Annotated in this window: 21 protein-coding genes, 1 tRNA gene and 1 pseudogene; 6 read left to right on the forward strand and 17 right to left on the reverse strand. The window is 65.5% G+C overall.

Features of this window, described 5'->3' with window-relative positions; translation table 11 throughout:
- Positions 1 to 26: 26 nt before the first annotated feature.
- From EF294_RS10135 to EF294_RS10155, 5 genes and pseudogenes are all read right to left on the reverse strand, one after another.
- Positions 27 to 257 (reverse strand): hypothetical protein, encoded by a 231-nt coding sequence (locus tag EF294_RS10135; protein ID WP_246007793.1) that lies wholly within the window; start codon positions 255 to 257, stop codon positions 27 to 29.
- Between the two features lie 54 nt (positions 258 to 311).
- Positions 312 to 2,225 (reverse strand): propionyl-CoA synthetase, encoded by a 1,914-nt coding sequence (locus tag EF294_RS10140; protein WP_123929091.1) that lies wholly within the window; start codon positions 2,223 to 2,225, stop codon positions 312 to 314.
- A 312-nt stretch (positions 2,226 to 2,537) separates the two neighbouring features.
- A pseudogene (locus EF294_RS22680) lies at positions 2,538 to 2,765 on the reverse strand (DUF2630 family protein); the annotation flags it as partial.
- A 34-nt stretch (positions 2,766 to 2,799) separates the two neighbouring features.
- Positions 2,800 to 3,126: a histone-like nucleoid-structuring protein Lsr2 gene (locus EF294_RS10150; RefSeq protein ID WP_123929093.1), complete on the reverse strand. Its 327-nt coding sequence runs from the start codon at positions 3,124 to 3,126 to the stop codon at positions 2,800 to 2,802.
- Positions 3,127 to 3,427: 301 nt separating this feature from the next.
- Positions 3,428 to 5,134: a phospho-sugar mutase gene (locus EF294_RS10155; RefSeq protein ID WP_123929095.1), complete on the reverse strand. Its 1,707-nt coding sequence runs from the start codon at positions 5,132 to 5,134 to the stop codon at positions 3,428 to 3,430.
- 195 nt (positions 5,135 to 5,329) lie between these two features.
- Between EF294_RS10155 and EF294_RS10160 the strand changes: the two genes are divergently transcribed.
- Entirely contained in the window at positions 5,330 to 6,706 is a 1,377-nt protein-coding gene (locus tag EF294_RS10160) for an IS1380 family transposase (RefSeq protein WP_123929097.1), read from the forward strand.
- A 215-nt stretch (positions 6,707 to 6,921) separates the two neighbouring features.
- A complete protein-coding gene (locus EF294_RS10165) occupies positions 6,922 to 7,683 on the forward strand; it encodes a recombinase family protein (protein ID WP_281275996.1) in 762 nt (253 codons plus the stop codon).
- Here EF294_RS10165 and EF294_RS10170 read toward each other — a convergent pair.
- The 5 genes from EF294_RS10170 to EF294_RS10190 form a co-directional block, all read right to left on the reverse strand.
- Positions 7,624 to 8,406: a hypothetical protein gene (locus EF294_RS10170; protein ID WP_123929101.1), complete on the reverse strand. Its 783-nt coding sequence runs from the start codon at positions 8,404 to 8,406 to the stop codon at positions 7,624 to 7,626. The genes EF294_RS10165 and EF294_RS10170 overlap by 60 nt on opposite strands.
- Positions 8,407 to 8,574: 168 nt before the next feature.
- Entirely contained in the window at positions 8,575 to 8,886 is a 312-nt protein-coding gene (locus tag EF294_RS10175; protein ID WP_123929103.1) for a hypothetical protein, read from the reverse strand.
- Positions 8,887 to 8,966: 80 nt separating this feature from the next.
- On the reverse strand, positions 8,967 to 9,560 hold the full coding sequence (locus EF294_RS10180) for a hypothetical protein (protein WP_123929105.1): 594 nt from the start codon (positions 9,558 to 9,560) through the stop codon (positions 8,967 to 8,969).
- 274 nt (positions 9,561 to 9,834) lie between these two features.
- A tRNA-Met gene (locus EF294_RS10185) sits at positions 9,835 to 9,911 on the reverse strand.
- 110 nt (positions 9,912 to 10,021) lie between these two features.
- Positions 10,022 to 13,009 carry a UPF0182 family protein gene (locus tag EF294_RS10190; protein WP_246007795.1) on the reverse strand — a complete coding sequence of 996 codons (2,988 nt, stop codon included), beginning with the start codon at positions 13,007 to 13,009 and terminating at the stop codon, positions 10,022 to 10,024.
- A 179-nt stretch (positions 13,010 to 13,188) separates the two neighbouring features.
- Here EF294_RS10190 and EF294_RS10195 point away from each other — a divergent pair, with 179 nt between their 5' ends.
- Positions 13,189 to 13,776 carry a PPA1309 family protein gene (locus tag EF294_RS10195; protein ID WP_246007796.1) on the forward strand — a complete coding sequence of 196 codons (588 nt, stop codon included), beginning with the start codon at positions 13,189 to 13,191 and terminating at the stop codon, positions 13,774 to 13,776.
- A 74-nt stretch (positions 13,777 to 13,850) separates the two neighbouring features.
- On the opposite strand, the gene EF294_RS10200 is transcribed toward EF294_RS10195, so the two are convergent.
- Positions 13,851 to 14,900, reverse strand: a complete 1,050-nt coding sequence (locus EF294_RS10200) for a YlbL family protein (protein WP_123929111.1) — start codon at positions 14,898 to 14,900, stop codon at positions 13,851 to 13,853.
- A 188-nt stretch (positions 14,901 to 15,088) separates the two neighbouring features.
- Between EF294_RS10200 and EF294_RS10205 the strand changes: the two genes are divergently transcribed.
- The 3 genes from EF294_RS10205 (at position 15,089) to EF294_RS10215 (ending at position 19,011) form a co-directional block, all read left to right on the forward strand.
- Positions 15,089 to 16,570, forward strand: a complete 1,482-nt coding sequence (locus tag EF294_RS10205; protein WP_123929114.1) for a zinc-dependent metalloprotease — start codon at positions 15,089 to 15,091, stop codon at positions 16,568 to 16,570.
- Between the two features lie 90 nt (positions 16,571 to 16,660).
- Positions 16,661 to 17,641: a hypothetical protein gene (locus tag EF294_RS10210; RefSeq protein ID WP_246007797.1), complete on the forward strand. Its 981-nt coding sequence runs from the start codon at positions 16,661 to 16,663 to the stop codon at positions 17,639 to 17,641.
- A gap of 56 nt (positions 17,642 to 17,697) precedes the next feature.
- The gene (locus EF294_RS10215; RefSeq protein WP_123929120.1) at positions 17,698 to 19,011 is read left to right on the forward strand and encodes an ABC1 kinase family protein; all 1,314 of its coding nucleotides are present in this window, start codon (positions 17,698 to 17,700) and stop codon (positions 19,009 to 19,011) included.
- 54 nt (positions 19,012 to 19,065) lie between these two features.
- Here the strand turns inward: EF294_RS10215 and EF294_RS10220 are convergent, their stop codons facing one another.
- From EF294_RS10220 to EF294_RS10245, 6 genes are all read right to left on the reverse strand, one after another.
- On the reverse strand, positions 19,066 to 19,383 hold the full coding sequence (locus tag EF294_RS10220; RefSeq protein WP_246007798.1) for a WhiB family transcriptional regulator: 318 nt from the start codon (positions 19,381 to 19,383) through the stop codon (positions 19,066 to 19,068).
- Positions 19,384 to 19,536: 153 nt separating this feature from the next.
- A complete protein-coding gene (locus EF294_RS10225) occupies positions 19,537 to 19,812 on the reverse strand; it encodes a hypothetical protein (protein ID WP_123929123.1) in 276 nt (91 codons plus the stop codon).
- Between the two features lie 121 nt (positions 19,813 to 19,933).
- Entirely contained in the window at positions 19,934 to 22,051 is a 2,118-nt protein-coding gene (locus EF294_RS10230; protein WP_123929610.1) for an ATP-dependent DNA helicase UvrD2, read from the reverse strand.
- Positions 22,052 to 22,151: 100 nt separating this feature from the next.
- On the reverse strand, positions 22,152 to 22,424 hold the full coding sequence (locus EF294_RS10235; RefSeq protein WP_123929126.1) for a mycoredoxin: 273 nt from the start codon (positions 22,422 to 22,424) through the stop codon (positions 22,152 to 22,154).
- 73 nt (positions 22,425 to 22,497) lie between these two features.
- Entirely contained in the window at positions 22,498 to 23,424 is a 927-nt protein-coding gene (nudC, locus tag EF294_RS10240) for an NAD(+) diphosphatase (protein ID WP_123929129.1), read from the reverse strand.
- A gap of 1 nt (position 23,425) precedes the next feature.
- Positions 23,426 to 24,496 carry a potassium channel family protein gene (locus EF294_RS10245; protein WP_123929132.1) on the reverse strand — a complete coding sequence of 357 codons (1,071 nt, stop codon included), beginning with the start codon at positions 24,494 to 24,496 and terminating at the stop codon, positions 23,426 to 23,428.
- Positions 24,497 to 24,501: the final 5 nt, after the last annotated feature.

Raw genomic sequence — 24,501 nt, forward strand, 5'->3', positions numbered from 1 at the left:
CACGCCCACCACCCAAACGAAGGTGCTCAACACCATTCACCACGCTCCAGAAGGCCGGATCGGTGGATCGAGGCTAAAGCGTCGGGCATACGGACGCCCACGGCCAGCTCCGGGATCACGCCGACCGCCGGGGCAGCGCCGGCGCCCACGCCGACCCGTGCCGTCACGACGATCGCCGGGATACGCGCCACGAGTGCGGGCAGGGCCGGCAGCCAGTTCCGGACGAACAGCGGCGGGCGGGCGCTGCCGGGAGCCACCCTCTGACCCCGAGTCCATCCTCACCGCACCCGAACGCCGAACGATTCGGCGGCTCAGCCGCCGAGCTGACGCGCCAACGCCGCCAACACGTCCGGGTCCTCGATGGTCGAGGGCACCGTGTAGTCCTCGTGATCGGCGATCTGACGCATCGTCTTTCGCAGGATCTTGCCCGAGCGGGTCTTCGGTAGCGCCGGCACCGCGGTGACGTCACGGAAGGACGCGACGGCCCCGATCTCGTTGCGCACCATGGCGACCAGCTCGGCGCGCAGGGTGTCGGGCTCGATCTCCGCCCCCGACTTGAGCACCACGTACCCGCTGGGTCGCTGCCCCTTGAGGTCGTCGTGGATGCCGATCACCGCACATTCGGCCACCGCCGGATGCGCGGCGACGACCGCCTCGATCCTGCCGGTGGACAACCGGTGTCCGGCGACGTTGATGACGTCGTCGGAGCGGCCGAGGACGAACACATAGCCGTCGGCGTCGACGTATCCGGAGTCGCCGGTCAGGTAGTACCCGGGGAAGGCCGTGAGATAGGAACTGCGGTAACGCTCGTCGTCTTGCCACAATCCGGCGAGGGTTCCCGGCGGCAGCGGGAGTTCGATGACGATGTTGCCTTCGGTACCGGGCGCGACCACGGCGCCCTCGGCGTCGACGACGCCGACGCGGTACCCCGGCACCGGCACGGTCGGCGAGCCGGCCTTGATCGGCATGGGTGCCAGCCCACGGAGATTGGCTGCGATCGCCCAGCCGGTCTCGGTCTGCCACCAGTGGTCGACGACCGGGATCCCGAGGATCTGCCCCACCCACTCAAAGGTGTCGGGGTCGAGGCGCTCGCCGGCGGCGAACAGGGCCTCGAGCGAGGAGACGTCATATTGGGCGAGCAGCGCGGCGTCGGGATCGGCCTTACGGATGGCGCGGATCGCGGTCGGTGCGGTGAACAGCGCCTTGGTGCGGTGTTCGGAGATGACGCGCCAGAACGCACCGGCGTCGGGGGTGCCGACGGGCTTGCCCTCGTACATGATCGTCGTCGCGCCGGTCAGCAGCGGACCGTAGACGATGTAGGAGTGGCCGACGACCCACCCGACGTCGGACGCGGTCCACCAGACGTCGCCGGGATGGATGTCGTAGATGTTGGGCATCGACCAGGCCAGCGCGACGGCATGGCCACCGTTGTCGCGGACGACGCCCTTGGGTTTCCCGGTGGTCCCCGAGGTATAGAGGATGTAGAGCGGATCGGTGGCCGCGACCATCACCGGCGCCACCGGGGCGGCATCGGCGATCGCGTCGTCCCAGTCGAGCCAGCCATCGTGGTCGGCGGCTGAGCCGGGCACCTCGTCGCGGTCCTTGACGATGACCGCGGTCGGTGGCTTGGCAGCGAGTTCGAGCGCGTTGTGCACCATCGGCAGATACTCCACGACGCGGCCGGGTTCGAGACCTCCGGAAGCGGTGACGATCGCTACCGGCTCGGCGTCGTCGATCCGGGCCGCGAGTTCGGGCGCGGCGAAACCGCCGAAGACCACCGAGTGGACGGCGCCGATACGGGCGCACGCCAACATCGCGATCGCGGCCTCGGGAATCATCGGCAGGTAGATGACGACGCGGTCACCCACCGCGACGCCTGCCGCGCCGAGTACCCCGGCGAAGCGTGACACCTCGTCGAGGAGTTCGGCATAGGTGTAGCGCCGCACCTCACCGACCATCGCCGAATCCCAGATGAGCGCCAGCCGATCGCCGTGACCGGCGGTGACGTGGCGATCGAGCGCGTTGACGCACGTGTTCAGGATGCCGTCGGGAAACCAGCGATAGATCGGTGCGTGTGAGTCGTCGAGCGCCACAGTGGGCGGCACCGACCACTCAATCTCTGCGGCGGCGGTGAGCCAGAACGACTCCCGGTTCTCGACGCTGTCGCGAAATGCGTTGTCGTAGCTGTCCGAGCCGAAGGTGCGCGCGTCGCTGTTGCTGGCCACTGCCGTCCTCACGTCGATCGATGTCGCGGCAGAGAAGTTTGGGCGACCTGCCACGCTGCCGATTCGAGGGTAACCAGCCTCACACCTCGGTGCGAGTAGTTGACAACACGTGCGCAGATCAGTCGGCAGATGCGCCAACGAACTGTCCGATCGGGCAGGTCAGGTCCGATCGGGCAGGTCAGGTCCGATCGGATGGGTTCGCCGGGCGTCGGTGTCGGCGATGGGGATTCGGCGACGTGTGCGATGTCGCGTGCGATCTGGGCGCGAAGTCAGTTCTCGACGACGTCGGCTTAACGGCACGACATTGTCGCCGGGACTCTGCACGGCATGTCGGCGTGCCTGAAGTTGCCGCAGTAGATCCCAGCATTGATCGAGGTCCACCTCGAGTGCGCGCAGTCGCGGATTCTCTTCACGATTGCTGATATCTCCGCGACCGAGTCGCTCGCGCAACTCGCGCTCCTCCCCGATCAGCTCGGCGATGTGGCTGGATGGACCTGTCGGTATTTGGAAGGTGGTCAACCATGCGGCGACATTACGCATCCGGCACATCGAGCGCAGGAACGAGTCTCGACCCTCAGTTGGCGGCCTGGTACGCCTCGATGATCTCCGTTGCGATACGTCCGCGATCACTGATGTCATAGCCGTTGACCCGCGCCCAGTCGCGCACGGCCTTCAGATCGCGAGACGAACGTGCACTTCGGGCCGCCTTCGACCGGCGGCTACCGGCCGAGCGGGAGGCCGACACATACTGCTCGAGATCCTGCCGGAATTGCTTGGCGTGCGCCGGCGACGTATCGAATTCATAGGCTTTGTTGTCGACACTGAAAGTGATTGTGACGGCTTCCTTCAGTTCTTTTCCGTCGAGATCATCAACGAATGTAACCACGGTTCGACGTGCCATCGGATAGAGCCCCCTCATAGTACTGCACTGCTGAATACAAAACGCACAATAGCACCGTGCGGCATTAATGGTCCGTACCCGGACGCCTGACCAGGCGGTTTTCGGCGAGCATCAATAGATAAATGTCACATGTAAAGAAAACCGAGATTTTTCCATCTGGGAATAACACGTCGACGATATTATGCGCCTATTCGGAGTTTTATGGCGTCTGAATTGTGCGACACGGAGAACACCCCTCTCAGCACCCGACCCGCAGCGGGCCACGGAACCGCGGGTCGGCCCGCCGGCCTCACCGTGCGGGTCAGAGCTTCAGAAGCGAGGTAAGTTCGGTGGCGAGGTCGTCAAGGCGTGCCTGCGCCGTCGCCCGTGCCACCCGCACCCCTGCGGTACGCACATCGTCGGCCGGAATGACCACCTCGAGATAGCACTTGAGCTTCGGTTCAGTACCCGACGGCCGGATAATGACCCGATCGTCGGCGGCGGTGCGGAATAGCAGGGCGTCGGTCGGCGGGAGGTCATCCCCACCACGTGCGAGATCGCGGAACTCAACGATCGCCTCCCCGGCGAATCGGTCCACCCGGGCCGACCGCAGCCTGGTCATCGTGGCCTCGATCACCGCGGGGTGCTCGACGCGCACGCTGAGGGCCGAGGTGCTGTGGAGCCCGTGCACATGAGCCAGGTGGTCGAGCTGGTCCTCCAGGCCCGCACCGGTCGCCGCGAGATCCTCTACCAGGGTGATTATGCGGACGGCGGCGGCGATACCGTCCTTGTCGTGCACGGCGTCGGGATCGGTGCAGTAACCGATGGCCTCCTCGTAGCCGAATCGCAGACCGGGTGTGCGCGCTATCCACTTGAATCCGGTGAGGGTCTGCGTGAATCGCAGACCGTGGGCGGCGGCGATGCGGCCCAGCAGCCTGCTGGACACGATCGAACACGCGAGGGTATCGCCGGGCCGGGAAGCGTCGGCGGCGGCCTGCTCGCCGAGCAGGGCACCGATCTCGTCGCCGGAGAGCTGCCGCCAGAGTCCGTCGCGGCTCGTCGCGACCGAACAGCGGTCGGCGTCGGGATCGAGCGCGATGACGACGTCGGCATCGACATCCTGAGCGTGGGCGATCGCGAGATCGATGGCGCCGGGTTCCTCCGGGTTCGGGAACGCCACGGTCGGAAAGTCCGGGTCCGGTAGGAACTGCGCCGGCACGGGGTGGACGTCGGCGATGCCGGCGGCCCGCAGGACCCGCATCGCCGTAGTACCGCCGACGCCGTGCATCGCGGTCAGCACCACGCGCACCGGTGACGGCTCAGTACGCCCGCGAAGACTGGCCGTGCGGGCGACGTAGCCGTGCACCAGATCAGGATCGGCGTCGGTGATCCGGTCGTCGGAGCGCGGTACCTCGTCAGCCGCCGGACTGTCGGCAATCCGCGACGCGATCTCGGTGTCCGCGGGCGGCACGATCTGCACCCCCGCTCCATCGGTGTCGGTCGCCCGTCCACCCAGGTACACCTTGTATCCGTTGTCGGCGGGCGGATTGTGGGAAGCAGTGATCATGATCCCGGCGTCGGCGCCGAGCGCGCGCACCGCATACGCCGTGATCGGTGTGGGCAACTGCGCGGGCAGGGCGATAGCGCGCAGGCCGGCGCCGGACAGTACCTGCAACGCGGCTATCCGGAATCGCGAAGAACCATGCCGCGCATCACAACCGACGACCACCACGGCGTCGGGTCCGACGACATCGAGCAGATAGCGGGCCAGCCCGGCGGTGGCCCGGATGACGACGGCGGAGTTCATCCGGGATTCGCCCGCGCCCACCGCTGCCCGCAGGCCCGCAGTGCCGAACTCGAGCGGACCGGCACACCGCGAGCGCAACTCGTCGAGTGCCTCCGCATCCTGTGATCTCGCGCCGGCGAGGAGACCGGCGAGTTCGGCGCGGGTGGCCGCATCAGGATCGTGTGCGCACCACAGCGCGGCCCGGGCGATCAGTTCGCCGTCGGTGACCACACCCTCGCTCACGCCACTGCCCGCATCCCTCTTGTTCGTCTGTGCGAAACCGAACGTATCAAGACCCGCCGTCATCGGTGGGTCTTGACCTCGATCCACCGATTCGTATGTTCCCGCCCGTTGTGGGATAGACGAAATGCCCTGTCCAAGTGGCAGAATGGGACTTACTTAGGTTTCCATCCGTACACGAAGGAGGGCATCTCGTAGATGCGATTGTCTCACAATCTTCCGGTCCAGTCTGCATCGTGTGATGATCCGAATCTGCTCGGGGCGGCCGGGCTGGTACCGGTGACGGCGCTGGCCGAACAGGCTGGCCTGTCCGAGCTCGCCTGCGAGCATCTGAGCGTGCCCACCGACAAGGGTTCCCACCCGGATCGGAAAGTGTTCTCGTTGGTCGCCGGGATGGTGGCCGGCGCTGACAGCATCGACGACACGGGCTTGTTGCGGCACGGGGCGATGGGTCGGGTGTTTGATCACCCCTATGCGCCGTCGACGCTGGGATCGTTTCTGCGTGAGTTCCGGTTCGGGCATGTCCGCCAGTTGGATGCCGTCGCCGCGCGCATGTTGGCCGGACTGCACGCTCACACCCCGGTGCTGGCCGGTATCGACGGGCCGGTGATGGTCGACATCGACGACTCGATCATCGAGGTCCACGGCCACGCCAAGCAGGGTGCCGGGTTCGGCTACACGAAGGTGCGCGGGTTGAACTCGGCGATCACCACCCTGACCTGCAGGCGGGGCACGCCGGTGATCGCCGCGCAACGCCTCCGCCGGGGGTCCTGCGGTTCGTCGCGCGGAGCGCACCGGTTGATCGCTGACACCCTGGCCACCCTGACCAGGCTCCGGTCTCGGGATGCGTCCGGACCTGTGTTGTTGCGGGCGGATTCGGCGTTTTACGGTCATCGCGCGATCAACACCGCGATCCGTGCCGGGGCGCAGGTGTCGGTCACCGTGCGTCAGGACGCGCGGATACGGGCAGCGATCAGCGAGATCGGCGCTGATGCGTGGACGCCGATCGAGTACACCGACGCCGTGTTCGACGAGGACAGCGGGCAGTGGGTGTCGCGGGCCGAGGTCGCCGAGATCGAGTTCACCGCGTTCACCTCGAAAGCCACAGCCCTGCAGGTTCCCGGCCGGCTGGTGGTGCGGCGTATCCCTGATCTCGCCCCCGCCGGCGAGGGGTTGTTCGATGTGTGGCGGTTTCACGCGTTTTTCACCACCAGCACTCTCGACACCGTGACCGCGGACAAGGTTCATCGTGGGCACGCGATCATCGAGCAGATCCACGCCGACCTGAAAGCCTCCGCGCTGGCGCATCTGCCATCGGGGACGTTCACCGCGAACGCCGCGCGGCTGGTGTGTGCGGTGATCGCGTTCAACCTCACTCGCGCCGCAGCGACCCTGGCCGGGCAGCGCCTGGCCACAGCCACCACCCCGACTGTTCGCCGCACCCTGATCTGGATCCCCGCGCGTATCGCGTCCTCCGCGCGGCGTCTCACGATGCACCTACCCGCCCGCTGGCCCTGGGAAGAAGAGTGGAACCTGTTGTTCACCAACACCATCGGCCGAAAACAGGCGGCGTGACCCGCCTAACCATCCCGGCCCAGCGGCCCCGACCCGAAACCCAGTGAAACAAGCCGACATCAGAGATCGGCGACTCTCACACGCCCACAGCCAAACCGAACGCGCGCAACACAATTCACCACACCCCACGAACCCGATCGGTGGATCGAGGCTAAGTCGAAAGGAGGTCCTCTATCAACCCAAACAATCACGCGCGCCCTACCGCACTCACTTACTTGCGAGTGAGCACCGCCCGACAACTGCGCACCGACCTTGGGCCGGAGGGACTTTCCATCCCAGCCCAACGACAGGCTTGCCGGCGCACTGCCGACCAGCAAGGCCTGATCATTGCCGACGAGTACGTTGAACTCGGCCGTTCGGCTACTAGCATTACTGGCCGCCCAGCACTTCAGCTACTCCTCCAGCGAATCGCAGCAGACCGGAACATCACGCACATCATCATGTACGACCTCTCCCGCCTGGCACGCAATCGAATCGACGACGTCACGATCGCCACCCAACTAGCCGGACATCAAGTCACCCTGCTCTCAGCCACCGAGAACGTCGATAACACCCCGGTCGGCCAACTCACCCATGGCCTGCTGACCGCGGTCAACGAATACCGTTCCGCCCGCGACGGTGCCGACATCTCCCGCAAAATGCAACGCAAGATCGAAGCCGGAGGTACAGTGGGCCGAGCACCGATTGGCTACATCAATACCCTCGAACGACGCGACGGACGCGACCTCCACGGAGTAGCACCCGATCCCGATCACGCTCCCCTGATTGGCAGGTCCTGCCAGTTGTGCTTCGATCATGGGTTCAGTCTAGGGATGAAAACTCAGGGTCCAATAGATTCTACCTTTATGGCTCGCCAACAGTCACCACTTATTCGACGGCCCAATACCTTTCCAGCTGGCGATCTGATATCTGATAGCTCAAAGAAGGTCGGCAATGTACTCGAGCCCGATGGCCCTGCGGGTGGCGGCGATCATTGACTCGGTTATGTCCTCAGCGCGCTCGCCGATCTGGATGAGAACACCCGATCGGAAGCGGTCGATTGACACATACGACGGCAGATCACGGGTGTGCGGGTCGACCGGGTAGTACGACTCATCGAGATACGTCAACCACCCGAGAAGCGTCCGCCAACGAACACCCGCAGCGCGTCGACGGCCCTCCAGATCGGTGATCGCGGGCAACACCACTTGTGGGACAACCACCGATTGGTCGACAAGTTCGTGCAACACCCAGTCATATCGCCAGGCCTCAGCCAGCATTCTCACAATCACCCGTCGCTGTTCAGACGTCAGACAGTCCCCTTGAATGACCTCGTACTTCATGCTATCGACTTGCAGGTTCAACGTAAGGCTTCCAGTGGCATAAGTCCCCACATGCCCAGTGAGCGAAAACACCGGCAACCCCTGCGAATCCAACCGAACGTAGGGCTGCCAGTCAACCTCAGGCCCGTCCGGATCTTCACGCATCATCCGGCGACACACCAGCGCGGCAACCTCGTCGTCGCCGAGATCAAGAGACTCCAGTTCCCCTCGGCCCCGAGTCAATGAGTACCAGCCGATATCGTTCCACGTGCGGGGAAACACCTCAGGGGCGGCACGGTACAGCTCACGCGCAGTCCCCGCCAGTCTGGACCCCATGACCGCCACATCAGCATCCGGATAGGACCGCTGAGCCTTGGCTAGAAACCGTTCTGCCTTCACCGTAAGCCACTCCTTCAGGTGTCCTTGCGTCGTGCGTCATAGGCAGTCCTAGTCATACTGTCACGCCCCACACCTGCTTGAGGTACTCGCCGAACGTGAGATTTGCATATGGCGGCAATGCTGAACCAGCCGATCGCAGCAGATCGAAATACTCACTCGGGCTAAGAACTAGAAGGTCACCATTCCGGACTGCGCCCGCGAGGTCGCTGCGTAGAACGCAGCGAAGTAGCTATCAGGTGTGATGACAGCGAGGCCAGCGTTCGGGCCGAAGTTTGACGGCACGGCCATGAGTTGTCTCTCGATACTCGCAACGAGGTCCGGGTAGATCACGCGCTCCTGGAACGGCGTCGGCGCTCCGCCGCGTGCGGGTGGGAGGTTCTGTAGTCCTTTGATCTCGATCGGCAGGTTGAGGCCGGGGTTGTAATCGTCAAGTTTCAGGACAGGGAGCTGGGCGCCGGAAGGCGCCTGCGGCTTAACCATGTGGGGCACTTAGCTGCGAGGGCCGCCGAGCCACGTTTCAAATGCGCGGTTGAGATCGACCTTGCCGGTGGTGCCGACAATTACGTTACCTTCGCCGGGTCGGTGAGCAGTACGACTACTTTTACTGCCTCGGCCGTCAAAACAGAAAGAACGGCTGCACCTTCCGTGCCATGCAGTCGTACCAGGTCGAGAAAGCGGTCATCGCCCACTGGGCCACCGTTCGACGCACCGACGAGCAGCTCGCCCGCATCCGCGCCGACATCATCGAGCACATCGACGCCATGCTCCCCAAACGCGACGCCGCACGTACCGAAGCTGTCCGCAAGCTCACCCTCGTCACCGATCAATCCCAGAAGCTCCTCGAAGCGCACTACGCCGACGCCATCAGTATCGAAGACCTCAAACGCGAACAAGACCGCCTCGCCATCGAGCGCGCAGCCGCCGAGCGCGTCCTCGCACAATCCACCATGGGTCGCGACAGCCTCATCACTATCCTCGACCGCTGCCTGCTCATCCTGCGGGATGCACAGGAGCAATACCGGCAAGCCACCGACGCAGGTAGGCGAGAACTCAACGAAGCCTTCTTCGAACGGCTCTACGTCCACGACGATGACATCATCGCCAGCGACTACCAACCCGAGTTCGCCAAACTCAACGACCCAGACCTTGCTCATGCCCTGAGGCCCGAACGGAAACACCCCTTGGATGACCTAATGAGAACCAGTGTCCTCAGCACCGCCCAGAGGTCAGTCAAATCCGTCACAGAGGTCACAGAAACACCCGAATCGGACACAAACCGTCCAAAAGATCTGCCGACCCATGCCCGCCGAAACGACCGTTCGACCGGGCGGCCTGCCATCTGGGCCATCGAACGCCCCAGAGGTCGCCTACCGTGGGAAAAAGAAAGAACCACGGCCCCTCAGGACCGTGGTTCTAACAATCTAACTTTGGTAGCGGGGACAGGATTTGAACCTGCGACCTCTGGGTTATGAGCCCAGCGAGCTACCGAGCTGCTCCACCCCGCGTTGGTGAACACCACGTTACAGGGTGGCTCGGCGCGGATGCAAATCGCCTCCATCCCGATACCTGCAGGTCGGAAATACGTGTGACCACAACCACATTCACGCTCTCCACGTCAGTTACCGCCACCGAGGGACTCGTATTGCGCAACTGCCTTGTTGAGCTGATCGAGCGCCTGACCGTACGCGGTGAAGTCGCCGCTGGACTGTGCTTGACGCAGCTTGTCGATCGCAGAGCTGATGGCCCGCGCAGCGGCATCACGCTTGGCGTCGTCAGTCGATGGCGCCCCGCCCGGCTGCGCGGAGCCCTGCTGGGCCGGCTCGGTCACCGCTGGCGTATCGGCGTCCGGCTGCCCCTGGGGCACCGGAACATCGGCGCTACCGGGATTGATACCCACCTGCTGTAGCGCCTGCGCTGTCGTCGGGGCGTAGCCGACGCGCCCCTCGTACCGGGTGATCACCCGGAAAAGGCGCGGATAGGTGGCGTCAGCCCCCTTTGCCTCGGCATACATCGGCACCACATACAGCAGTCCATTCTTACCGACCGGTAGGGTCAGAAGATTGCCGAAGGTGACATTGGCGTTGTTCTCCAAACTCTTTCGCGAGTCGGCAACCCGCGAGTCGGTCTGCATCGGATTGAACGCCTGCTCCGGGCCATCGCGCTGAATATTGGGCGGAAGCTCATTGACAGTGATGCGGCCGTAAGTGGATGGGTCGCTCGACACCGTCATGTAGGCCGCCAGGATCGGTCGGTTCAGACGAGTCAACACTGACGTGAGCTGGAACGACGGCTGCCCGGTCTGAGGGCTCGCTGCGACGAAGTAATAGGGCGGCTGATCGAGCTTGTTTGTCTGCACGCTAGTGCTGGTGGGATCCGCCGGCACCGACCAGAAGTCGTTCGCCTGGAAGAAGGTCTCCGGCGAGCTCACATGGTATCGGGTCAGCAGGTTGCGCTGGATCTTGAACAGATCCTCCGGGTAACGCAGATGCGCCACCAGCGAGGGGTTCTTCATTAGTTCTGACTTCGGCGTCACCGTACCTGGGAACACCTTCATCCAGGTCTTGAGCACCGGATCCTTGTCGTCGAACTGATACAGCGTGACCTTGCCGGTATAGGCGTCGACGGTGGCCTTGACCGAGTTTCGGACATAAGAAACGCTTTGATCTGCCTGGACACGCCCGGTCTCACCCGGATTGGCGCTCTGTGCGTCGTCCGTGGCGTCCTGCAACGAGGTCTTCTGTGAATAGGGGAAGTTGTCCAGAGTCGTGTAGCCGTCAACAATCCACTTGATCGATCCATCGGCCATCACCGCGGGGTAGGTCTTGGTGTCCACCGTGAGCCAGGGCGCGACCTGCTTGACCCGATCGCGTGGATCTCGGTTGTACAGTATCCGCGACTGATCGTTGATCTCCTTGGACAACAAGAAGTTCCGCTCGGTGTACTTGACAGCGTAGAGACCGCGGACAAACCAATTGCTCAGCTGAACACCAGAATCAGCTCGATAGGTATAGCGGCTGTCGGCGGTGTCGTACTCCCGTGGTTGACCCGCCCCGCCGCCGACAATCGCATAGTCGGGATTGATTTTCGCAATCAACTCACCGAAGTAGACTCGCGGCTGAGACACCTTGATTGGCGCATTCGCCTTGTACTCGGGCGATTGGTAGTTGCTCAGGTCGCTGACGTAGAACAGCGGCTGTCCGCCGCCCTCGAAGTTCTCGTTATCCGCTGACGCCGCCTGAGCGACTGTGTTGGCAGGCGCCGCGACGAATCCGTTTCCGTGGGTATACACCAGGTGCTTGTTGAGCCAGTTCTGCTGATTCTCTCTGTACCCACGCGGATCGAGCTCGCGCAAAGCAACCACAAAGTCACGTGGCTGTCCGTCGACTGTGTAGCGGTCCACAGCGAGTTGCTGTGGGAATCCGTAGAAATTCTGACGCTGCTGGATCTGGATAAATGCCGGCGCGACGATGTTGGGGTCGAGGACACGAATATTCGACAGCGTCGCCGAATCATTGTTGACCGCGTTCTGGTCGACCGGATCGGCGGTCCAGTCCGGGTTCGTGGTGACCTTGTCAGGCCCTATCCCGTACGCCTGCCTGGTCGCCGCGATGTTGCGACTGATGTACTCGGCTTCCTTTTGCGCCGCATTCGGCTTGACCGAGAATTGCTCCATCATCAGCGGCCATCCGACACCCATGACCAACGCCGCGAGCAACATCAGCACCGTGGCAATAGCGGGGATACGCAAATCCTTGAGAACGACACCGGCGAAGAACGCCAGAGCGCAGATAACCGCGATCGCCATGAGGATCAGCTTCGACGGGAGCACCGCGTTGATGTCGGTGTAACTCGCACCGGAGAAAATGTCCTGCTTACGATCGCTGGAGAGCAGACTGTACCGATCGAACCAGTACGCAGTTGCCTTGAGCAACAAGAAAATCCCGGCCAGGGCAGCGAGCTGAATTCTGGCTGACCCGGTCAACGATCCGCTGCCGCCGCCAAGACGGATGCCGCCGAAGACGTAGTGGGTGATCAGGCTCGCCACGAAGGCGATGACGACGATGACGAACAGGAAGTTCAGGACGAAGGTGATGAACGGGAGTTTGAAGGCGTAGAAGCTGATGTCGATGCCGAACTGGGGATCGGTCTCCCCGAAATCGGTGCTATGCAAGAACGTCTGGACCGTCGACCACGCCCCCTGTGCGACCAGCCCGGAGAGCACACCCATGAGGACTGGGGGGATGATGGCGAACCAGCGAATCCGCCCCATCACCGCCGCACGATAGCGCGCGATCGGATCGCCGGGTCCCGACGTGGGCACGAACACCGGACGCGACCGATAGGCGAACGCGATCGCGGCGAAGACGATGCCGCCGACGATCGCAGCAGTGATCACGAACACCAGGATTCGAGTCCACAGAATAGTCGAGAAGACCTCCGAGTAGCCCAGATCGGAGAACCACAACCAGTCGGTAACGAGGCCGACGACGCGCGGCCCGACCAGCAGGATGACCAGTAACACCACCGCGATGCCGATGATGATCTTGCTCCTGCGTGACAGTGTCGGCAAACCTGCCGGCCCGCGAACGCCCACCTGACCCACTCTCCAAATTTCTCAATCCGGACATGCGCCCGGCGACCGTCTGTGCCGTCCCTCCGGCGTGGCCACCCACTGTACTGGGCGGTGCGGGGTTCGGGCAGCGGGGCGATCCAGTGCCGCAGTGTGGCTACTCCGGCGGTGCGGGCGCCGCGGCCGAAGACCGTCCGGGCATGATGGACACGATGTCCGACACGACTCGCCACTCCCCCGACGACCTCGGCCGTTCGCTACGCGACGCGCTCGACTTCCTCGTGCCGAACGGACCCGATCACCTGCCTGCGGTCTTCGCGCTGGTCCCGACCCCGATGCTGGCCCGGATGCACCCCGAACTCGTCGACCCCGACGACGACTCGAGGTTGAGTCTGCTCGCCGAGGAGCCGCTTGCCCGACACCCTGGCGACGACGGCGGAACCGACGTGGTCGAACCGTACGCAGCGCTCGAGGAGTTCCTCGCGACCGCGTCGTGGCCGGAAGCGGTGGTGGGGGCGGCGATCGTCCTCGAGATCGTCGTGCTGCCGCCGGAGGCCGGTCTCGATCTGCCCGAGGCCGTCACCGGCGCCGCGCCCGATGCACCCCGGTTGCGCTCGGCAGCACGTGATCACCCCGACGCGCGAGCGGCTCGACTGGCCGTCGGCGCGTTGCGCGACGGCGCGCGCCTGGCCCTGCTCGAGCTGGTACCCGATGATCCCGACGAGGCGCGCGAGTTGCGGACCCATCCGGATATGGCGGCAGATCTCCAGCAGGCGCTGGCCACGGCGCTCGACAGCTGACGCCCCCGGGGCCACTCCCGACAACTGGGGAAAGCTGGCCGCCAGGGGCCTCGCGGCCACCGCTGATCACCGGATCAGCAGTGCGGCACCGGCTTACCCGCGGCGAGGGCATCGAGCGAGTCGACAGCGGAATCCACCGACTCGACCTTGACCAATTGCAGTCCGTCGGGGGCGTCACCGGCGGCCTCGGCGCAGTTCTGGTCGGGAACGAGGAAGACCGTCGCCCCGGCATCGCGTGCAGCGCGGGTCTTGTGCGTGATGCCACCGATCGGCCCGACCTTGCCGTCGTCGGCGATGGTGCCGGTGCCGGCGATGAACTTGCCGTGGGTGAGTTGTTTGGTGCCGAGACGATCGATCACCGCGAGGGTCAGCATCAACCCGGCCGACGGTCCACCGATATCGCCGACGTTGAAGGTGATCTTGAGGTTGGGATCGGCGTTACGCACCTCCGGGGTGACGCCGATGTAGGCCACGTCCTGCTCTCCGGGACGCGCGGCGGCCTTGACGGTGACCGCCTGGGCGGCACCGCCGCGTCGGATCTCGACGGCGATCTCATCGCCCGGCTTGTGTGCCCGCACCGCCTTCTGCAGGTCTTCGGTGGTCATGACCGCGGTGCCGCCGACCTTGAGGATCACGTCGCCGGACCGAAGCACCGACGAGGCCGGACCGTCCGGGGTGACGAGTGCGGCCACGAGCTCGGTGGGCCGATCGAGGTATCGCAACGCAGCCGCTTGGGCGGTGCTCTCCGAGTTGCTCATGTCCTCGGCGTTCTGCTGGTTGGTCTGCTCGGTGGTCTGGTCCGGTGGGAACACGGTCTCGCGCGGCTGTACCGAATACGTTCCCGACAGCCACATCCCGATCGTCTGGAACAGCGACAGTCCGTCGGTCACCGACACCGTCGTCAGGTTCAGGTTGCCGTCGGTGCGCTGCGTCGGCGCTCCGCTGATGTCGACGACGGGCACCTCACGATTGTCGAGTTGGATGGTGCCCAGGGTGTTGACCGTGGGCCCAGGCCCGAGCGCGACGAACGGCACCTGAACGGTCGTCCCGACGACGACGAGTGCCAGCAGGATCAGCACGGTCACGGCCACGGTGACGATGCGCCGGGAGGTAGGCCCCTTCATTCCGACCACCCTAGGACATGGGTCCGATCCCCCGGCACCGCGCAGACCGATCCCGCGGACGGTCAACGCGCGGTCGAGGGCCGGGCGCTGCCGCCGACTCCCGCCACGCGCAGTCGACCTGCGCGAACTACGCTCAAGGCGAAATCACCGAGGGGGTCGCGACGACGCGCTGGCGGTACCGTGGAGGCATGAGTGATTTGCCCTTCGGTTTCTCGTCCTCCGGTGACGACAGCGGCAAGGACGACCGCCGCAAGGACGACGGTCCGACCGGCAACGACAGCCCCGGTGGCGCCCAGAACCCGTTCGGCGCCCAGAACCCGTTCGGGTTCGCCCTCGGCGGCGAGGGCCTCGACCCGTCAGCACTCGGCCAGATGTTCAGCCAGCTCGGCAGCATGCTGAGCGGGATGGGGTCGTCGATGACCGGTCCGTCGGCCGGCGGCCCGGTCAACTACCAGCTCGCCGTCAACCTCGCGCGTCAGCAGATCGGCAACTTCACCCCCGTCCTCGACAAGGAGACCTCGGCGGTCGCCGATGCGGTTCGCCTGGCCGAGGTGTGGCTCGATGACGTCACCACGCTGCCGGCCGGCATCAGCAGGCCGGTCGCATGGACGCCGGTGCAGTGGCTCGACGAGACGATGCCCACGTGGAAAGGCCTGTGCAATCCCGTTGCCGCGCAACTGGCCAAGACGTGGGAGCAAAACCTGCCCGCCGAGGCCGCGCAGTTCGCCGGACCGATGATGGGCATGATGACCCAGATGAGCGGAATGGCCTTCGGTACGCAGCTCGGGCAGGGCCTGGGGCAGTTGGCCAAGGAGGTGTTGACCTCCACCGACATCGGGTTACCCCTGGCGCCCGAAGGGGTTGGCGTGCTGTTGCCCGAGGCGATCGCAACCTTCGCCGACGGCCTCGACCTCCCGGCCCAGGAGATCATCGTGTTCCTGGCCGCGCGCGAGGCCGCGCACATGCGCCTGTTCACCCATGTGCCGTGGCTACGCCAGCGCCTGCTGGCGACCGTGGAGGAGTACGCGCGAGGAATCAGCATCGACTTCTCCGGCATCACTGACGCGACCGCGGGGATCGATCCCACCGAGCTGTTCTCCGATCCGTCCAAGCTGGAGGGACTGATCAGCTCCTCGACGTCGTTCGAACCGACCACCACCCCCGAACAGAAGGCCGCACTCGAACGCCTCGAGACACTGCTCGCCCTCATCGAGGGTTGGGTGGAAAGCGTTGTCACCCAAGCACTCTCCGATCGCATCCCTTCTACCGCCGCGCTGACCGAGACGATGCGCCGCAGGCGGGCCAGCGGTGGTCCGGCCGAGGAGACCTTCGCCACCCTCGTCGGCCTCGAACTGCGCCCCCGCAAGTTGCGCGAGGCCGCCGCGTTGTGGCGATCGCTTCTCGAGTCGTCTGACGTCGCCACCCGCGACAAGGTGTGGGAACACCCCGACCTGTTGCCCGATGGCACCGATCTCGATACTCCGGCGGCCTTCATCGACCGGGTGATCGGCGGCGACACCTCCGACATCGACTCGGCGATCGCCGAACTCGAGAAGTCCCTCGCCGCCGAGGCCGGACATGCAGAAGGCGCCAACGCAGACCCCGGGAACGACGGAGCCAACGACATCAAGCCTGACGACAAGACCGAAGGCGGCGACGACAAGTCCTGACCTCGCACCGATCCTGACAATCGGTCCGGGTCCCGCCGCCTGTGGATAACACCGTGGGTCTGCGGTGTCGTCGGTGGCATGGTGATCGACATGACAGCGGCCGCCTCGACACCTGATCCCACCAACCCCGATGCCGTAACACCCTGGCCGACGACCGGCTCGGGACCACCAACGGGCATGCCGGTCCTCGCCGACGGAACGGCGGTCCTGATCCGGCCCGGCAACCGGGTACACATCGGCGCGGACCCACACACCGCGTTGGTGCTCGAACTGCCCGGGCGGGTCTCGGGCCGGGCGGTGGCCGACCTGTTGTCGTCGCTGTCGGGTCCACGCAGCCGCGGCGAGGTGTTCTCCGACCTGGTCGACACCGGGCTCACCCGATTCGAGTTCGACGCGATCCTCGATCGCCTCGTCGCCGCAGGCAAGGCACTCCGTCCACCGTCGCGGCGACGCGTCGGTGCGCTGCGCATTCGTGTGCACGGGTCCGGGCCACTGAGCACGCTGTTGTCGGCGTCGCTGACCGACGCCGGCTACAGCGTCACGCGCAGTGTCCGCCGGCCCACCCCGATCGCACCGGGGTCCGCGCAGATGTCACCGATCTCGCTGCCCAATATGGTCGTCCTCACCGACCACGTCGTCCATGAGCCGTGGATGGTCGACCGTCTGATGCGCGTGGGCACCCCGCACCTGCAAGTCCGGTTGCGCGACGGTAGCGGTCTGCTCGGTCCACTGGTGCTGCCCGGCCTGTCGAGCTGCCTGAACTGCGCCGACCGTCACCGCGCTGGCCGCGATCCGGCATGGCCGTTGCTCGCGGCGCAACTCGCCGGAACGAGCGGACACGCCTCGGCGTCGATCGCCCGTGCGACCGCCGCGCTAGCCCACGAGCAGGTCGATCATCTCGCTGCGGCCCTAGCCCCGAGCCTCGACGCCGAGGGTCGCACCGCACCGCCCGATCCCCCGCACCTGGTGAACCGGATCCTGCAACTGCACCCGGCGCCGCTGCGCATCGAGAGCACCACCTGGCTACCGCATCCGCTGTGCGGTTGCCACGAGATCACCACGCTGAGGTGAGGCGCAGCCCCGGGAAGACCTCGCCGGTCCTCTATCCTGAAGAGGGAAAGGAAGCTATGACCGACATCACGCGGGGACAAGGTCGCCGTAACGCCAAACTCGTCTCGCTGCCCATCGGTATGGCCGGGCGCGCCGCTGCCGGGTTCGGCAAACGGATGGCCGGCCGGGACAAGGATGAGGTCAACCAGGAGCTGCTGGAAAAGTCCGCCGAGCAACTGTTCGCGGTTCTCGGGGAGCTCAAGGGTGGGGCCATGAAGGTCGGCCAGGCCATGTCCATCATGGAGGCGGCAATCCCCGACGAGTTCGGCGAACCGTTCCGCGAGGCCCTCACCAAGTTGCAGGCCGAGGCGCCGCCGCTGTCGGCGTCGAAGGTTCATCGGGTGCTCGATCAACAGCTCGGTACCAAGTGGCGATCGCGATTTCGGGAGTTCTCCGACGAGCCCGCGGCCGCGGCCAGCATTGGTCAGGTGCACCGCGCGGTATGGTCCGACGGGCGTGACGTGGCCGTCAAGATCCAATACCCGGGTGCCGACCACGCACTGAAGGCCGACCTGAAGACGTTGTCCCGGATGTCGGGTCTGATACAGAAGCTCTCCCCCGGCACCGACGTGAAATCGATGATGGACGAGCTCATCGACCGCACCGAGGCCGAACTCGACTACCTCGGTGAGGCCGACAACCAGCGCGCGTTCGCCAAGGCCTTCGACGGCGATCCGGACTTCGTGGTGCCCAAGGTCGTGGCGAGTTCACCCAAGGTCATCGTCTCCGAGTGGCTTAACGGCACACCACTATCGAAGATCATCACCCACGGCGAGAAGGCATCTCGCGACCATGCCGCGGCGCTGATGTCGAGCTTCGAGGTGTCCTCACCGTTCCGCGTGGGCCTGCTGCACGGCGATCCGCACCCCGGAAACTTCTTCATCACCGACGACGGACGTTTCGGGGCACTGGATTTCGGCGCGGTCGGCCACTACCCGAACGGTCTGCCACCGGAGACCGGCCCGATCCTGCGTCTCGCGCGCGAGAAGGAATACGACGAACTCAAAGAACACATGGTGGCGGCGGGATTCATCCTGCGCTCCCAGGTCGACAAAGTCTCGCCGACCGACCTGCAGGCCTACCTACGTCCATACGTGGACCCGCTGTACTCCGAGTCGTTCCATTTCACCCGAAAGTGGTTGCAGCGCGCGGCTGGTCACGCGACCGACGTACGCGGCGAGGTGTACAAGACGTCCCGGCACCTCAACGTCCCCAAGCACTATGTGATGGTGTTCCGTGTGCTCGCCGGATGCGTCGGCATTGCCGCACAGCTCGACGCCGAGGCCCCGTACCGGGCGATCATGGAGAAGTGGGTGCCGGGCCTGGCCTGATAACGAAACCGGCCGCCCCCGAACGATTTTCGTCGGAGACGGCCGGTTTTGCGTTCAGGCCGCATTCTTGCGCGGGCGGCCACGGGGACGCTTGCGCGCCACCACGACACCGCGATCGAAGATCTCGCCGCCCCACACGCCCCACGGTTCGGCACGCGCGAGAGCCGCGGCCAGGCAGGCATCCCGCAACGGGCACTCGACGCACTTCGCCTTGGCCCGCTCGAGATCTCGGGGATCCTCGGCGAACCACAGGTCGGCGTCGGTCACCTGACAGGGAAGGTCGGTCTGCCCGAGGGCTTGGGCAGACGCGATGCCGACCGCGTCGAAGCGATCGGCGGGCATACAGGACTCGAGAACGCAGTCGGTCGTCATTGTTGTCTCCACCTCTATTCGGATTCTTCGGATGTTCTCGACCCGAGCCGTTGGTGGAGCCCTGCCGCACATCAACGAGAGGGGCGGGAGGTCAACCAAAAAGGGCCACGGGTTCGCTTTCGCGATTCGCCCGTGGCCGCCGTTTCGACGCGCTCAGCGTCTGAATACGAGGTCCTGCACGGGGAACCGCTTGTCGGCTCGTGCTGCCGCTACCGCGGGAGCTGGAAATCCGACGGGCTGCGCCAGAGCGACGGCGTTGCCACGGTGATCGGTGGCATGGCCACATTCCTCGAGCCAGAAGCGGTCGCGACAGACGGGGGTCCCACTGGACATGGCAATGGCGTTGCCGAACAGGGCGATGCCTCTGCCGATCACCGTTGCCGACGCTGCTTGCGTCGACTCTCCGGCGCCGAAAATTACTGCGTTCACTGATCCGCTCCTTTCTGGTCTGGTGTAGCCACGCGCGTGGCAGGCGGTGCCGCGACGGCACACAGCCGTCCCCGTGCTGATGCGTTCACCAGCCTAAGGGCCGACGCATAGATCGCACAACCTATTTCTGACCTGCGGTTTTCACGATGTCGATGACGTCGGGACCGTACTTGTCGGCCTTGGTCGCGCCAATACCCGAGATCGACACCAGCGCTTGCTCGTCGGTGGGGTGCTGCTCGGCGATGGCGAGCAGGGTCTTGTCGGAGAACACCACGTAGGGCGGAACCGCGTCGTCCTTGGCGCGTTGCCTGCGCCAGTCCTTGAGCGCGACCAGCAGATCCTCGTCGAGATCGGACGGGCAGCTCTCGCATCTGCCGAGCAGCGTCGCCGTCGCATCGATCAGTGTGGACCCGCAGACCCGGCAGGTGGGGCCGCGTTTGGGTTTGCGTTCGGGCGCGATCCGCGACGCCGGCGAATCGTCGGGGATCAGGCCGGACAGGAACCGTGATCGCCGGCGGGAGCGGCCACCCTCGTTGCGCGCGGCCGCCCACGAGACCTGCAGATGCTCTCGAGCACGGGTGATCCCGACGTAGAACAGGCGCCGCTCCTCCTCGACCGCATCGGGAGAGCCCTTGATGGCCTGGCTGATCGGCAACGATCCCTCGGTCAGGCCGACCAAGAACACCGCATCCCACTCGAGTCCCTTGGCCGCATGCAGCGAGGACAGTGTCACGCCCTGCACGGTCGGTGGGTGCCGCGACTGCGCGCGCGTCCGCAGTTCCGCGGCGAGTTGGGGCAGCGTCAGGTCGGGGGTCTCCTGAACCATGTCGTCGGCGAGCTCCGCCAGCGCCCGCAGCGATTGCCACCGCGCCTTGGCCTGCGCTCCCGCGGGTTCGGTGTCGTCGAGGCCGAGTTCCCGCAGCACTGCGCTCACCGCGGTGGTCACGTCGACGTCTTCGCGCAGTCCACGTTCGGCGACGGTGTCGAGGCGACGCATCGCCTGCCGCACCTCAGTACGCGTGAAGAACGCCTCACCGCCGCGCACCTGGTACGGAATGCCTTGCTCGGTCAGCGCCTGTTCGTGATTCTCCGACTGCGCGTTGACGCGGTAAAGGATCGCGATCTCCGACGCCGCCACGCCATCGTTGATGAGCCGCTTAATCCGCTGGGCGACCGCGGCGGCCTCGGCCGGCTCGTCGGGGTAGTCGACGAAGCGAGGCGCCGGACCGCGCGCACGCTGACCGACGAGTTCGAGCCGGGTCCCGGCGATCCGTCCGTGCGCGGCGCCGATCACCCGATTGGCCAGACTCACCACCTCGGGGGTGGACCGGTAGTCGCGGACCAGGCGCACCATGGTCGCTTCCGGGAAACGCCGGGGAAAGTCAAGCAGGTAGTCGGCCTTGGCGCCGGTGAAGGTGTAGATGGTCTGGTTGGCGTCACCGACGACCGTCAGATCGTCGCGTTCACCGAGCCACGCGTCGAGCAGGCCCTGCTGAACGGGCGTGACGTCCTGGTACTCGTCGACAACGAAACACCGATATCGCGATCGGAACTCCTCGGCCACGGCGGCATCGACGTCAATCATCTGGGTCATGTAGATGAGCAGATCGTCGAAGTCGAGCAGGCGATCACCCTCCGGCGACACCTTGGCGTCCTCGTAGTCGGCGTAGACCTCGGCCACCTTCTCCGGCGCCGCCGGGGATTCGCGCATCAGCCGCGTTGCCGCGGCGACATAGCCTTCCGGCCCGATCACCGACGCCTTGGCCCACTCGATCTCCGAGAGCAGATCGCGCACCGTGTCGGTGGAGGTACCCAGGCCCGACCGCCGCGCCGCGCGGGCCATCAACGGGAACTTGTTGTCCAGCAATTCCCATGACGCGTTCCCGAACACCCGCGGCCAGAAGAATCGGAGCTGGCGCAACGAGGCAGCGTGAAAAGTCTGCGCCGACACCGACGGACCGGACGCACCGATTCCCAAGGAGCGCAATCGAGTACGCATCTCCCCTGCCGCGCGTGCGGTGAATGTGACGGCGAGTACCTGTGACGGATTGACCTGCCCGGTGTCGATGAGATGCGCGATGCGTCGGGTGATCGTGCGAGTCTTGCCGGTGCCCGCGCCCGCGAGCACGCATACCGGACCGCGCGGCGCGAGCACCGCCTCACGCTGTTCGGGATCAAGTCCGTCGAGGATGCCGCGATCGCGCGACGGGGATGTCCCCTTCTCCGGTCGGCCGGACATCTCGACCCCCTTCTGCGTGGAACGTTGCGGCACACCCTCCACTATGTCAGCCGGCCCTGACACCGTCGTGGGACGCTCCACAGGGATGCGGGGCGGGTGTTCAGACTCCCAGTTTGGCCCGCACCTCCGCGATGCTGGGATTAGTGGCGGTCGACCCGTCGGCGTAGAGCACGGTGGGGACGACGTGGTTCCCGCCGTTGACGCTGCCGACGAATTCGGCGGCCTCGGGGTGGGCCTCGATGTCGATCTCGTTCCACTCGATGCCGGCGCTGCGCAGGCCGGTCTTGAGCCGTGCACAGAAGCCGCACCAACTGGTGGTGTACATGGTCAGCTGTTCGGTCGGGGTTGCGGTTGCCTCACTCATGGCACTCATAACATCATCGGAGGGCACGCTGTTCCGCCCGGCGCGCGGTGATGCTCGCCACCACGCGTTGACGCCGGCGCATTCAGGGCGTTGCATGCGCCCAGGTCGTGATCAGTGCGTGGGCAATGGAGATCGACCCGGGCACCAGCAAACGCGGGCCGTCGGTGTCGGTTTCGGGGTCGTCGCGCTGCCATTCGTCACCGCGGGCGAGTGCCTCGAGCACCTCGTCCCGGTGGAACCACACCGCGTCACCGATCTCGCCGTCGAGGAAGCGCAACGGCTCGCTTGGGTCAGCGACAGCGGCGAAGCCGAGCATCAATGATCGCGGGAAAGGCCACGGCTGGCTGCCGAGGTACCGCGGATCGGTGACGGTGATCCCGACTTCCTCGTGCACCTCCCGGATCACGCACTGCTCCAACGATTCCCCGGGCTCGACGAAGCCTGCCAACGTGGAATACCAGCGCGCGGGCCACACGGCCTGACGGCCCAGCAGAATCTGGTCGGCACCGTCGTGCACCACAGTGATGATCGCCGGATCGGTCCGCGGGAACTCGTCCTCACCGGTCTCGACGTGGCGTCGGACCCAGCCACCGCGGGCAGGGCGGGTCGCACCGCCATCCACCGGCGAGAACTGTGCTCGCGCATGCCAATTGAGGATTCCCAATGCAGTTGCGAGTATGCCTGCCTCGTCGGCGGAGAGCCGGGCGGCCCCGCGCCGGGCGTCGGCGGTGCGTCCGTCGAGGGCCTCCACGCGCAGAGCCCACAGGTCGGTGTCGGTGTGGGCCAGGAAAACCGCATCCTGCGGCGGGGTGTCGGCGACCTCGGTGGCCGGGCGCCACCGCAGCGCGCGTTCCTCGGTCACCGGGTAGCGCCCGGCCTGGTCGATCGGGAGAACCCGGGCGGTGGACCACCCCGACGCCATCCGGGCCGGATCGTCACGGATCTCGTCGGCGCGGTCGAAGGTTCCGCGAGCCAGCAGCGGCGGCTGGTCGAAAACGAAGGCGCCCACGTCAGTCCGCCGGACCCTTGCGGACGTACAGCAATCGGTCGCCGGCCTCGATCTGCTCCACCTCACTGTCGTCGACCCGGTGTAAGACGCCACCGCGGACCACACCGAGCACGATGTCGCGGGTGTGTGCCGGAGAGCCGCCGGTCTCGGTCGGATCGACCTCACGCTCGGCGATGGCGTACCCGGCGTCGGGGGTCAGCAGATCCTCGATCACTTCCACCACCGACGGCGTCATGGTGGCGATACCGAGTAGCCGGCCCGCGGTCTCCGACGACACCACCACGGAGTTGGCGCCCGACTGGCGCATCAGGTGAGTGTTTTCCGATTCGCGGATGCTCGCGACGATCTTGGCCCGGGGATTGAGTTCGCGGGCGGTCAGCGTGGCAAGAACCGCCGTGTCGTCACGGTTGGTCGCGACGACGATGCTCGCGGCGTGTGCCACCCCGGCCAGCCGCAGGATGTCGGACTTGGTGGCGTCACCGCGCACGGTGACCAGACCATCGGATTCGGCGGCCTCGAGCACCGTCGAGTCGGCGTCGACGACGACGATGTCGGCGGGTTTGATGCCGTCGCCGATCATCGCGTCGACCGCGGTACGACCCTTGGTGCCGTAGCCGATGACCACAGAGTGATTGCGCACGTTGTTCCTCCAGCGCTGGATCTTGAGGGCCTGGCGTGAACGTTCGGTGAGCACCTCGAGTGTGGTGCCGATGAGCACGATCAGGAACAGCACCCGCAACGGGGTGATGATGAGCAGGTTGAGCAATCGCGCCGACGGTGTCAGCGGGGTGATGTCGCCGTAGCCGGTCGTCGACAGCGTCACCGCCGAGTAGTAGAGGGCGTCGAGAAACGACAGCGAGTTTTCCTGCACGTCGCGATATCCGTCGCGATCGAGGTAGACCAGAATGGCGGTGAAAAACAATGCGATGACCGCGAACACCACGCGTTTGCCGATGGCGCGGCCCGGGCTCTGCTGCAGTTCGGGAATGCGAACGACCCCGACCAAGGCGTAGTCGGGGCCCTCGGAGAGATCCCCGCCGCGAAACCGGCGCCGGAATCCGCGCGATTTCATCGCCG

It is taken from the genome of Gordonia oryzae (genome assembly GCF_003797185.1).
GTDB lineage: Bacteria > Actinomycetota > Actinomycetes > Mycobacteriales > Mycobacteriaceae > Gordonia > Gordonia oryzae.

Excerpts from the sequence above, each read along its gene's own strand:
- EF294_RS10150 (WP_123929093.1), bottom strand. The coding sequence starts at position 3,126 with ATGGCACGTCGAACCGTGGTTACATTCGTTGATGATCTCGACGGAAAA.
- EF294_RS10160 (WP_123929097.1), top strand. The coding sequence starts at position 5,330 with ATGCGATTGTCTCACAATCTTCCGGTCCAGTCTGCATCGTGTGATGAT.
- EF294_RS10175 (WP_123929103.1), bottom strand. The coding sequence starts at position 8,886 with ATGGTTAAGCCGCAGGCGCCTTCCGGCGCCCAGCTCCCTGTCCTGAAA.
- EF294_RS10180 (WP_123929105.1), bottom strand. The coding sequence starts at position 9,560 with ATGAGCAAGGTCTGGGTCGTTGAGTTTGGCGAACTCGGGTTGGTAGTC.
- EF294_RS10195 (WP_246007796.1), top strand. The coding sequence starts at position 13,189 with ATGTCCGACACGACTCGCCACTCCCCCGACGACCTCGGCCGTTCGCTA.
- EF294_RS10200 (WP_123929111.1), bottom strand. The coding sequence starts at position 14,900 with ATGAAGGGGCCTACCTCCCGGCGCATCGTCACCGTGGCCGTGACCGTG.
- EF294_RS10205 (WP_123929114.1), top strand. The coding sequence starts at position 15,089 with ATGAGTGATTTGCCCTTCGGTTTCTCGTCCTCCGGTGACGACAGCGGC.
- EF294_RS10210 (WP_246007797.1), top strand. The coding sequence starts at position 16,661 with ATGACAGCGGCCGCCTCGACACCTGATCCCACCAACCCCGATGCCGTA.
- EF294_RS10215 (WP_123929120.1), top strand. The coding sequence starts at position 17,698 with ATGACCGACATCACGCGGGGACAAGGTCGCCGTAACGCCAAACTCGTC.
- EF294_RS10220 (WP_246007798.1), bottom strand. The coding sequence starts at position 19,383 with ATGACGACCGACTGCGTTCTCGAGTCCTGTATGCCCGCCGATCGCTTC.
- EF294_RS10230 (WP_123929610.1), bottom strand. The coding sequence starts at position 22,051 with ATGTCCGGCCGACCGGAGAAGGGGACATCCCCGTCGCGCGATCGCGGC.
- EF294_RS10235 (WP_123929126.1), bottom strand. The coding sequence starts at position 22,424 with ATGAGTGCCATGAGTGAGGCAACCGCAACCCCGACCGAACAGCTGACC.
- EF294_RS10245 (WP_123929132.1), bottom strand. The coding sequence starts at position 24,496 with ATGAAATCGCGCGGATTCCGGCGCCGGTTTCGCGGCGGGGATCTCTCC.